General features: G+C 40.5%; 12 protein-coding genes and 1 pseudogene. 12 read left to right on the forward strand and 1 reads right to left on the reverse strand.

Features of this window, described 5'->3' with window-relative positions:
* The first annotated feature begins 343 nt into the window (after positions 1 to 343).
* From vxrA to AB6E08_RS21660, 5 genes are read left to right on the forward strand one after another with little or no spacing between them, the layout of a single operon-like run.
* The gene (gene vxrA, locus AB6E08_RS21640) at positions 344 to 1,816 is read left to right on the forward strand and encodes a sensor histidine kinase VxrA (RefSeq protein WP_009845362.1); all 1,473 of its coding nucleotides are present in this window, start codon (positions 344 to 346) and stop codon (positions 1,814 to 1,816) included.
* Positions 1,791 to 2,450 (forward strand): response regulator transcription factor VxrB, encoded by a 660-nt coding sequence (gene vxrB, locus AB6E08_RS21645; protein ID WP_009845363.1) that lies wholly within the window; start codon positions 1,791 to 1,793, stop codon positions 2,448 to 2,450. Before vxrA ends, vxrB begins: the two co-directional genes overlap by 26 nt.
* The gene (locus tag AB6E08_RS21650) at positions 2,450 to 3,328 is read left to right on the forward strand and encodes a DUF2861 family protein (protein WP_017098137.1); all 879 of its coding nucleotides are present in this window, start codon (positions 2,450 to 2,452) and stop codon (positions 3,326 to 3,328) included. The genes vxrB and AB6E08_RS21650 overlap by 1 nt, the downstream gene beginning before the upstream one ends.
* A 59-nt stretch (positions 3,329 to 3,387) precedes the next feature.
* The gene (locus AB6E08_RS21655) at positions 3,388 to 4,545 is read left to right on the forward strand and encodes a conjugal transfer protein TraF (protein ID WP_017101860.1); all 1,158 of its coding nucleotides are present in this window, start codon (positions 3,388 to 3,390) and stop codon (positions 4,543 to 4,545) included.
* A 41-nt stretch (positions 4,546 to 4,586) separates the two neighbouring features.
* Positions 4,587 to 4,739, forward strand: coding sequence for a YoaH family protein (locus AB6E08_RS21660; protein WP_004731009.1), 153 nt, complete (start codon positions 4,587 to 4,589; stop codon positions 4,737 to 4,739).
* Between the two features lie 764 nt (positions 4,740 to 5,503).
* Here AB6E08_RS21660 and AB6E08_RS21665 read toward each other — a convergent pair.
* Entirely contained in the window at positions 5,504 to 6,784 is a 1,281-nt protein-coding gene (locus AB6E08_RS21665) for a GGDEF domain-containing protein (protein WP_032499462.1), read from the reverse strand.
* 501 nt (positions 6,785 to 7,285) lie between these two features.
* Here AB6E08_RS21665 and AB6E08_RS21670 point away from each other — a divergent pair.
* The 7 genes and pseudogenes from AB6E08_RS21670 (at position 7,286) to AB6E08_RS21700 (ending at position 10,172) form a co-directional block, all read left to right on the forward strand.
* Positions 7,286 to 7,480: pseudogene (locus AB6E08_RS21670) on the forward strand (hypothetical protein).
* Complete coding sequence (locus tag AB6E08_RS21675; RefSeq protein WP_258186662.1) at positions 7,434 to 7,556, forward strand: hypothetical protein; 123 nt, start codon at positions 7,434 to 7,436, stop codon at positions 7,554 to 7,556. Before AB6E08_RS21670 ends, AB6E08_RS21675 begins: the two are co-directional and overlap by 47 nt.
* Before the next feature lie 323 nt (positions 7,557 to 7,879).
* Positions 7,880 to 8,116: a hypothetical protein gene (locus AB6E08_RS21680; protein ID WP_017101858.1), complete on the forward strand. Its 237-nt coding sequence runs from the start codon at positions 7,880 to 7,882 to the stop codon at positions 8,114 to 8,116.
* Between the two features lie 184 nt (positions 8,117 to 8,300).
* A complete protein-coding gene (locus AB6E08_RS21685; protein WP_017102129.1) occupies positions 8,301 to 8,738 on the forward strand; it encodes a hypothetical protein in 438 nt (145 codons plus the stop codon).
* A 174-nt stretch (positions 8,739 to 8,912) separates the two neighbouring features.
* Positions 8,913 to 9,215 carry a hypothetical protein gene (locus AB6E08_RS21690; protein ID WP_017102032.1) on the forward strand — a complete coding sequence of 101 codons (303 nt, stop codon included), beginning with the start codon at positions 8,913 to 8,915 and terminating at the stop codon, positions 9,213 to 9,215.
* The gene (locus AB6E08_RS21695; RefSeq protein WP_241810802.1) at positions 9,205 to 9,732 is read left to right on the forward strand and encodes a hypothetical protein; all 528 of its coding nucleotides are present in this window, start codon (positions 9,205 to 9,207) and stop codon (positions 9,730 to 9,732) included. The genes AB6E08_RS21690 and AB6E08_RS21695 overlap by 11 nt, the downstream gene beginning before the upstream one ends.
* A 38-nt stretch (positions 9,733 to 9,770) precedes the next feature.
* Positions 9,771 to 10,172 (forward strand): hypothetical protein, encoded by a 402-nt coding sequence (locus tag AB6E08_RS21700; RefSeq protein WP_017102030.1) that lies wholly within the window; start codon positions 9,771 to 9,773, stop codon positions 10,170 to 10,172.
* The last annotated feature ends 116 nt before the right edge of the window (positions 10,173 to 10,288 follow it).

The following is a 10,288-nucleotide window of genomic DNA, read 5'->3' on the forward strand; positions in this document are numbered from 1 at the left end:
ACAACGGTATGCTAAGAACAAAAATGCCGTTCACTCTTAAGTGAACGGCATTAGCTCATTAGAGCTCCTTTTTTTTGTTCATCTGAAAGTCGCTGTATCCTAAAGCAACAATCTATGACCCATAAGCAGCAATCTATGGCCCATAAGCAATAAGCACAGTCCGATAGACGGCCGTAAACTCATTTGAATGAAGTTATAACGACTCAAACGATTAAGCGAGTACAGCTGTGCAACATAGCCCTAATATGATCGAATTTGTCGCTATAACTCGTCATTAGCACGGTTTTTCATGCGGTTATAAATTTATCTTTGATAACGAATGGTATATATTTGATTGATCTATATGAATTTGCGTTGGTTTGTGATCATCAAAAGAACATTTACTCTGCTTATCGCTACATTATCCGTTTCAGTGAACGCGTTTGCTGACTCTTTACCTGAGCGTATCGATAACTTCACTAAACTTTTTGATCATGAAATGGCAATTGAATCTTATGATATTCGACTGCTTCAGGCTGATTACCCGACTCGCTTGATCATGCCGTCTTCTATGCTGCCGCAAACTGCTGAATACCCACTAAAAGACATCCAACGCTTATACCGGTTATCAAAAACATGCAGCGGAAAGTTGCCCTTAAGTCCTCTAATCACAGAGCCTTTGGTCTTTACTCGTGCAATGTGTAAAGGGACTAAACTTTCTGATCGTTGGTTTACTCGAAGTGGTTTGATTCATCCCGGTGGCGGTTCATATGCCGCACGCTACGTTGAGTTATACCCAGAGAAATTTGACTCGTTGAAGCGCTACATGCACATTCAAGAGCGACCGAACACAGAACACGATGAACTACTGTCTCGTCTACAGAAGATGGACAACGAAGCCATAACAGCTTTGCTAGCGGGTGCGAGTATGTTTGTTGAGCTTGATGAAATGTGGGTCAAGCGCGGCGATAGATATTACCTGTATAAAGAATCAGTTTGGAACGAAAATGCTACGCTCGCGGGCTTATCCTTTAGTTTGTCCTCAGAAGGCAACAGCTGTTTCGTCCAGCGCGGCAATGTATGTTGGGAAATAGAAGATCATTCAGAGCTTCTGCAGATCGCCATGTTTATTTTGGTGATTGCCAATATCCTACTCGTGTTGGGGTGGGCGGTTTACCGTTGGAACAGTAAAAAACAAGAGATGAAGAGCCGCATGCTGGTTCTTCAAATTCTAACGCATGAATTAAGAACACCGATTGCGAGTTTGTCATTGACGGTTGAAGGGTTTAGGCGAGAGTTCGAACACTTGCCAGAATCGGTATATGATGAATTTCGTAGGTTGTGTGAAGATACACGCCGTTTAAGGCAGTTGGCAGAAGCAAGTAAAGACTATTTGCAATCAGACAACCAACCGCTTGCAACAGAGTGGGTGCCAAGTGTTGAAGAGTGGCTTCAATACAAAGTTGAAGAAGACTTTGCTCCGGGCATTGAACTCCGCGTAAACAAAGATATTGCTGCAAAAGTAAACGTATATTGGTTAGGAACGTGTATCGATAACCTGATCAGAAATGCCGTGAAATACGGTGTTGCCCCAGTGATACTAGAACTGAATACTTCTGACAAGAAGCTGACATTCAAAGTTATAGATAATGGAGACTTGTCTCGTAAAGATTGGGGGCAACTAAGAAAGCCATTCGTAAGTAAGAGTGGACTCGGTTTAGGTCTGACGATAGTAGAATCTATGGTCGGAAAAATGGGCGGTCACATGACGCTTATCGGCCCCCCAACAACATTTATTTTGGAGATACCTTGTGAAACAGACATTGCTTCTCGTTGAAGACGATAAAAATTTAGCTGACGGTTTATTAGTTAGCCTTGAGCAAGCTGGATATGAATGTTTACATGCCGAGCTGATCTCTGAAGTTGAAGGCTATTGGGAACAAGCGGATCTTGTGATCCTAGACCGTCAACTTCCTGATGGTGACTCAGTAGATTCACTTCCAGGTTGGAAGAAAAAGAAAGACATCCCAGTTATTTTGCTAACGGCTCTCGTAACAGTAAAAGACAAAGTAGCCGGCCTAGACTCAGGTGCGAATGATTACCTAACGAAACCATTTGCAGAAGCTGAACTGTTTGCTCGAATCCGTGCACAACTACGCCTACCTGATGCTGAAGATCAAGATGCATCAAAAGTAATGGCTCAAAACCTTGTAATTGACAAAGCAACACGTGAAGTGTTTTTTAACGAACTGGAAGTCACGTTAACGCGTACGGAATTTGATCTATTATTATTCTTGGCAAGTAATCTTGGTCGAGTGTTTACTCGTGATGAGCTACTAGACCACGTTTGGGGTTACAACCACTTCCCAACAACTCGTACTGTAGACACGCACGTTCTGCAACTAAGACAGAAGTTGCCAGGTTTAGAAATTGAAACCTTACGTGGCGTTGGCTACAAGATGAAAGCGTAATGAAAAAAGCCTTACTTCCACTACTCATTTTATCAAGCGTCATCAATACTGCACACGCAGCCGATTGGTTTAAGGACAGTGATGCGCTGACACAAGTGCACAAGCACCTGCTAGATAATGATTTAGCATTGATGTTTGATTCACTAGTGGAAGTTTGGCAAATCAACGCTTCGCAATCTCGCGAAGATCATCTCAATCAGCTGTTCGAGCAAGCATTGAACAAAGATTGTGGGAAAACGCTCACCAAAAACACTTTACCGGACTGGATAAGCTCGGTCGTCGTGAAAAGACACATTATCCAAAGCCCAGGCAGGGAAACATTCCGTGTGGCGATTGACGTTGAATCGGAAAGCAACATCCAAGACATCACCTTTGAGAAGTGGGTCGACAAGGTCGTTTCGTCTGATAGTGAGTTCACCAAAGGTAACCCTGTAATCAATAACACTTCAGTGAGTGTATACAGCAAACGTTATAGCTTAGCGTCTCAACTTGATTCCGGACTTTATCGCCTGACTGTAAAAGGAAATAGCGGTAACTCCTGGAGCACTTGGGTCATTCTTGGTGAAGTGGTTATGCGTCAACAAGTTCGTTGGGCATCTAAAGACTCTTGGTTGATCGATAAAAAAGCACTGCTGAACCCATACTGCCCATTACCAAAGCTAGACGTAGGTTTGTACGATTATGTCGATGAACGATATAAGCAGGTGTGGGGTAAAAGTTATGAATCCGATTATCCGACCAATTTAACGGGTGAAGAACTGCCCAATGATCGTTATGTTTTAGCTGTATCAATGGTACATTCGCGCTGGCAAGGTGACATAGCGATAGAGCAAGCACAAACTATCAGTAAAACTTATGATATTTCTAGCGAAGAGTAGCTAAAGTAATTTAGAATTGAGCCGTTAATAATGTAAGGGATCTAACAAAGATAAACGGCATGAAAAATACAACTAAACTACTCGCAGCATCAATTGCATTCGCCAGTCTTCCTCTTTCAGCAGCAAACTACGCCATTGAAGCGCGTGGTGATGCGATGGGTGGTGTTGGTGTTGTTTCAGCAAACTTCCTAACAGCTCCATTCTATAACCCAGCACTTGTTGCTATTTATCGTCGTAACGATGATATGGGTATGATCACGCCAAGTTTTGGTGGTAGTTATAATGACCCCCAAGACATGAAATCAAATATTGATTCCGCTCTGGCTGCGACAAACACTGCAGATTTAGATGCAGCTCTTAAAAAACTCGATGGTAACCAAGCTAATGTTGAACTTGGTGGTGTTGTCGCATTCGCTATCCCAAATCAATTTATAGCGGCTAACCTATTCGGCAAAGCCTATACAGAATCGTTTGCTACACCAAATGTTTACAATGAAGCGTCAGCGACAGATGCCGATAAACTTGAGTTGTCGACGGTAGAAGCCGTTGCTATTGGTGTTACCGAAGTTGGATTAACTCTCGCTAAATATCAAACCTTTATGGGGCAGCATATTTCATTTGGTATCACGCCTAAACTTCAACGTATTTACACATACAACTACGTTGCTTCTGTTAAGAGCTACGATTTGTCTGATGTAAGAGACAATGGTGAAGGTGAAACTTCTTTTAATATGGATGCTGGCGCGCTTTGGTTCACAGGTCCATTTCGAGTTGGCTTTTCGGCTACCAACTTAATATCTAGAGATATCAATACCAAAGATACATCTCAAACTTTAACGAGTACGACGACCAGCGATGTGACACACAAAGTCGGTGGCCAATACGCATACAAACTAGAGCCAGTATATACCGTAGGTGCTGGTATCGTAGCGGACTACTTCACGCTTAGTGTCGACTATGACTTAAATGAAACCGAAAAGTTTACTTCGTTCAAAGATAATGAACAGATGATTCGCGTTGGTACAGAAGTTGATGTTTTACGTCAGCTTCAGCTAAGGGCAGGGTACTACAAGAATTTGGCATACTCTGGTTCAGAAGGTACAGTCACTGCAGGTATTGGTTTGTCGCCACTCAATTTGTTCCAGTTAGATTTAAGTGCTAACTACACAAATGAAAATGCAATGGGTGCATCAATCAATTTCCTTGCTAGTTACTAACAGTCCTTATATAGTTCTGCTCCTAAATAAAGGAGCAGACTATGCTAAACGACTTACCAACCCTTTCTCACGAAGAACAACAGAAAGCTGTTGAACGAATTCAAGAAATGATGACCCAGGGCATCAGCACAGCACAAGCTATCAAAATCGTTGCTGAGCAAATTCGTGAAGAAATGAGTAATAAAGAAGAGTAGGGCATTAGCCCTTCTTTTTTAACACCTTAGCGCACTATAACTAAATATATTACCCTCTAGTATATTATCTCGTACATACCAACTCTTTAGTTACCCTAAACCCCGAACTATTCAAAACCATTAAATGCCGTTTATTCAGTAAGTTACGTTGGAGTAATCCACTTATCAGGCTTTTCTTGGCTCCTATTTGTGATTAAATTACAGCAAGCTCTGAAAACAATACAACTATCACTTTGGGTGTCAGCATTTATGTCACCATGTCTAAGTAGTTAAATCTATGGCGTTTTTTAAGGATAGTGACGTTGTGACTTCCATTTTTAGTGGGTCAGAGTGCGTGATTAGAAGCGTGACGGGAGCAGAATAATAAGGATTTCCTCGAAGAGCAGCGCGAGATAAGTAACGACGGTAATGTTCAAAACCGATACCGCGAGTGACTTACGACTGCTTAGAGAAAGCTTTTACTAGCCAGATATGTGCGGTTTAGAACAAGTAGTTAGGAAGCTTAGAAACGATACATCTCAACCTGAGAATGCGATTAATGGCGTTACTACAGAATGTGTTATTACCGATGGTGAGAGCGCGCTTAGAGGCGTACATATCGATTAGAACCCTAATGAGACAGTAAAGCTTTTGGCTTCTTTAGTCTGCGTTGAAAATCTAACGGCGGCTTAAATGGACAGTAGATATCGACAGGGTATTAATGGCGTCTTGATTGGGTATTGGCAGAGAGTTGAATGTGTAACTGCAGTCTAGTCAAGCGAGCTTTAGTACAACTTTGCGACTTGGTTTCGTCCGTTGTCTTTCGCTTGGTAGAGTGCCTTGTCTGCACGTTTAATTGCAGAACGTATCGATTCATGTTGCTTAAGCTGTGTTACTCCAGTCGAAGTCGTTACTTTAAGCGCTTTAGGCCAAACGCTTTGGTCGATTGCTAGGTATAGATTATTGATAGATTCGTTACACTGTAGCGCAGTTTGCTCCAGGCAAACTAAAAGGAACTCCTCACCACCCCAGCGATAAAGTAAATATTGCTCACCAAGACTCTCGTTCGCCGTTGCGACAAACTGAATAAGTACTTTGTCACCCACTTCATGGCCATGTTGATCATTGATTTGCTTAAAATGGTCTAAATCAAACAAAGCGATGTGAATTGTTTTTCCTTGCTGGGCTAACCATTCAAAATCATAGAAAGCATCTAAAGCTTCAGTTCTGTTCCTACAGCCGGTTAACGGATCGGTTGTAGCCTTTATCTTTAGCTCTTCAATTTCTTGAGTCAACAAACGTTGTTGCTGTGCGGCATCTGTTCTTGTTCTTCTGGCTAGATATAACGCACAAGATATATAGTAAATCGCATACAGCACCCATAAACTAATTAAGAGTTTTCCTAGTACAAACTTGTCGATCGTCTTGCCGTGAAAAACGATGCTTTGTACTGTCAGTTTATGGTGCCCATCAAGTGTGCTAGCACCAAGCCCTAACTCAACCGACACTGCGTTGGTAACGTCTACGGCGCTATTAGTAATAGGGTGGTTGTAATAGTCGATCCACCATAAAGGGACATTGAAATAATCTAAGTCGATGTGTTTTCTATCGGGTAACGAGAAATCTAAACGATTGAACTTATTAGACATAGCGTCACCTTGAACGCTGTAATTCTCGTCGTAATTTCGAATGTAAAAGCGAAACCTTGGCTGTTCTTGGCCTTCGTAATCCATATTGATGGTCACTGAGTCATACACTGAGAGATCCAGACCTTTACCTTCCGTAGAGATAACGAACTCAATCTCACAGAATGGCGAGCTATAGGTACGCTTAAAGTCACACTGTAACTCAATGGTGTCTTCTGACTTATACAGCACCCCTTTGGTGCCACCATTATGTTCTTGGTCAGTGTTAACGAGTGTAGGGAATCTATCTGGAGTGATAACGTAGTTTTGATCCATGATCATATGGTAAGAGATAAACGACAGTAGAGTGGCAGCGAGGCAAAAAACCGAAAGGAATATATTGATTTGCCTGAATACGTTGTCGCTCAAAATGTTAATCATCCATACATGTAACTTTGTGGTTATGCGTGATGTCACCGCAAACAGAGATTCTATCGAGTATTCACATTCGAACCCAATAGTTAAAATTGAATTGAAGATTATACAGAAAAGTTAATGATTAAACTGATTTTTAGAACAAATTCTGTACGCATGGCGTTGGTTTTGAATGCTATTCACTCGATAAGTGTGGTTTTTGCGGGGGTATCAATTTAACTGCATATTTATACAGTTAAATTTACTGTGGTTCGGTTTGTCGTAATCAGAGTTATGTGTGCGAGTTTTATGGCTTGCTGTGACAACGAGTCACGAGGCCACTGTTACTGTTCGTCAATTAAAGTGGAGGGTAGTTATGTTGCAGTGTCACTTTTTAAGCTCAATTTTATCAAAACACTTTGTTGTTTATTAGAGCGTTCGTTTCATTCATTTTGTCTTTTATTCCCAATTACGCGCCATGGTGCGATACCTACTTGAATATTACGGATCTCGATGGAAAACGAAGTGATGGCGTTTCTTGATGCGTTGGTCATTGCATTTATTACAGGTTGAGTCTCAAGCCTCGGCACGATTGCGGCTTTGAAAACAGACATCAACTGGATAAAGCGAGTGCAACAAGACCAAGAGCAACGGATACGAAAACTGGAGAACCCCAATGAAAGGACACAAGTGCAAAGGTCGTCGACCAAACGGCCAACTTAAGAAAGGTTACACGCTCAAGAACGGGCGTGTGGTAAGGGCGAACACCACACGAAAACGCTACAAGAAACGCCGATGATTCACAGCAATCGAAAGGGCTATTTTTTTAGGAAAGTAGCCCTTTCTGCATTTCTACGACGAGAATCCACACTTTAAGCATCCAGTTTTACAGCTAATGATTTAAATCACTGTTATAAATAGGGTTAATGAGTATAATCCTTTCCCATAAATCAGACTAGACAGAAAAACTCTGTATTTAAATGCAGAATTTTCTATCTAATAAGCGTTAGTTCTACTTATTAAATATGCGTACTGGTTCATATGTGTGATTCACTTCTCATTCATATGCGCAGCTACTCCGATATCATTCTCAGGATTTATAAAACAACAATTGAGGTTAAAATGAGTGCTAGGTATTGCGACAAATGTGGTCAAAAAACAGAACATAAAGAATTGATTAAGCAAAAACCGTCCAAATATGGCAATAGTAAGAAAGAAAAGTTTAAGGAATTTCTTGCGGGTTTTTTGGGTGGGATGGCTAGTCCAGCAGGAGCGTCACTAGATTTAATCGATCGCTATGTAGTTTGTTTAGAGTGTGGTATTAAAACATTAGAAAATCATGGCGATGAATTTCAATAAATTGTGTCTTGTCCAGTCTAAGTCGTAGAGCTAACAACAAGCAATTAAAGCAGACTGTCAACGCTTGGGATTTTCAACTCAGTTCAGTTTAAGTGATTTTGGTGGTAATTTTGAACGTATTAGTAGCGTTGTCAGCTACTTAATTGGGTGTTATGCGTCACTCCAACTAGAGAAGGTAACACAAGTGGAAAGTGGAGTTAAAAAATCAGTTCGGTATCTTGCCTTGGGTATTCTTATATATCCGTTTCTTTACATGCTACTCAACTTTATTATCTCTATTCTAATGGCAACTTTGGGCGAAGGTAGTAGCTCGTTGATTGAAATTTTTGAGTATCTCATCTGGTTTATAATGCCTTTTTTTTCGGTGTTTTATCTGTTAGCTTTCCATCACTTTTCGCGAGTGTTAGGTAAATGGCATCAACGAGTTGGGTATACTTTGGTTTTAGCCGCTGTGCTAATTGAAATAGCGATGCCTTGGATGGATTCAGGTCTGGTGTTTAAGACAGCATCTTTTCTATGTCAGCTTTTCGAGATAGGTATTTTAGTTAGTTGTCTGTTCGTTTTTAGCAGTAAGTTGGGGCCAAACTCTGAGCCTGGCACAACCGTATATCGAACTGTTTAGGATTAATTCGTAACACGTGACATTTTTACTATACGTTGCGTTCTGTGTTTAAGGTGGTTTGCAGAAACATCGGTCTTACGCTACTCACCACTTAAGCGGGCGTTAGCTTTCTGAAGGTGTAAGCCTAAAACTATGCTGTTATAATCGAAACGTATTTGTATTTTGAGAAATGAGATGATGAAGTTTACGTTAGAAGGTAATGACTGTATGCCACCCATTTCCGGTGGCTATCTACTTATTTATCGCGGTACTGAAGAGGTTACGGTTGTTAGCGTACCGTCTCCTAACTTTGTGGCAGAGCGTTATAGGGATAGTGTTAGCGAAAACTATGATTCGTTTGAAGACGAGGAAGGTAATGAGTTTAACATTAATGTTTGGTCTTCCAATGTTGGTGTTGATTGGACGCTAGACGTTGAGACAAAGGATGGAGCGTTAAAAGAGCAAATTAGAGTGGAGTACCATGCTAATGAGTTCTGATACGGAATTTGATGTATATCTCAATACTTTCACTGAAGGACTTACGCAAATAAGAGCCCAAAGTAGAGATAGTTTTCACAACCAATTGTATTTTTCGAACGTGATAAGCTTAATGGAACAGTATCTTTCAAACTTGTTCATTTTTGAACTTACTAATTCTCCAGAATCACTCCGAAAACTAGCAAGCCATGACAAGTTTCGTTCTGCTACCGTGACGGTTCCTTTTGCTTTAAACAACCCTATTGATGAGTATTTGATACATTCAATGAAAGCATTGGTATGGCATCGGCTTAATGATGTTGAAATGTATTATAAAAAAGTTCTTGGCATTCGTTTTAATATCAGCAGAGAGCTATTAAAACAACTTGAGTTACGCCATGACCTTGTGCATCGAAATGGTCATACCTTAGATGGTGAGAAAGTAGATATAACGGATGACGATCTAGACCGATGTATAGCTTTAGTGGAGCCATTTGTTCTCGATATTCACGCAAAGTATGTAACCCAAAAAAGCTAATAAAGCATTTAAGAGTGTTGATAAAAATGGAGGCAATAATGTACAAGGAAACAGATTTTCAACTGAGCCAAGAAGAGTTTAGCTTTAAAAAAGATTCGTATCCTTTATCAAAAATTAATAATGTGAGAGTTAAGAAACTTGGCTTACTCGACAATCTAGGTCAAATAATATTTTGGTTATTTGTTTTCTCCGGAGCAGTTTGGTTAGCAATCCCAACTCTTGAGAGTACACCTTTTTGGTTGAAAGCTTTAGTTGTTACTTTAACGATTGTAGGTTTTATATTTGGTTTTCTTCGTTGTTCAAAATATGCGTTACAAATTGAATTTCGTCATATTGATGAAACCGGAGTTCAATGGGTAAATATAGCTAAATCTTACTCCAAATTTGATAGTGGGTTGTTTGAGCAACAAGTCGCGTTGCTGAAGGCAACATTCGTCTAACAAATTAATCAACACAATTTATTACATTCGGCATTGTAGGTTTGTCTTTAGTTTCGATGTTTAAGGGGCTTTGTTGCGTAATTAAATTTAAAGATAGAACAACCCCGTTTCGCGTA

The organism is Vibrio sp. 10N.247.310.24, assembly GCF_041467175.1.
Lineage (GTDB): Bacteria > Pseudomonadota > Gammaproteobacteria > Enterobacterales > Vibrionaceae > Vibrio > Vibrio tasmaniensis_A.

What these genes read in the sequence shown, in the direction of transcription:
- AB6E08_RS21690 (WP_017102032.1), top strand. Translation starts at nt 8,913, where the DNA reads ATGATGAAGTTTACGTTAGAAGGTAATGACTGTATGCCACCCATTTCC.
- AB6E08_RS21695 (WP_241810802.1), top strand. Translation starts at nt 9,205, where the DNA reads ATGAGTTCTGATACGGAATTTGATGTATATCTCAATACTTTCACTGAA.
- AB6E08_RS21660 (WP_004731009.1), top strand. Translation starts at nt 4,587, where the DNA reads ATGCTAAACGACTTACCAACCCTTTCTCACGAAGAACAACAGAAAGCT.
- AB6E08_RS21665 (WP_032499462.1), bottom strand. Translation starts at nt 6,784, where the DNA reads ATGATTAACATTTTGAGCGACAACGTATTCAGGCAAATCAATATATTC.
- AB6E08_RS21655 (WP_017101860.1), top strand. Translation starts at nt 3,388, where the DNA reads ATGAAAAATACAACTAAACTACTCGCAGCATCAATTGCATTCGCCAGT.
- AB6E08_RS21700 (WP_017102030.1), top strand. Translation starts at nt 9,771, where the DNA reads ATGTACAAGGAAACAGATTTTCAACTGAGCCAAGAAGAGTTTAGCTTT.
- AB6E08_RS21680 (WP_017101858.1), top strand. Translation starts at nt 7,880, where the DNA reads ATGAGTGCTAGGTATTGCGACAAATGTGGTCAAAAAACAGAACATAAA.
- vxrA (WP_009845362.1), top strand. Translation starts at nt 344, where the DNA reads ATGAATTTGCGTTGGTTTGTGATCATCAAAAGAACATTTACTCTGCTT.
- AB6E08_RS21675 (WP_258186662.1), top strand. Translation starts at nt 7,434, where the DNA reads ATGAAAGGACACAAGTGCAAAGGTCGTCGACCAAACGGCCAACTTAAG.
- AB6E08_RS21650 (WP_017098137.1), top strand. Translation starts at nt 2,450, where the DNA reads ATGAAAAAAGCCTTACTTCCACTACTCATTTTATCAAGCGTCATCAAT.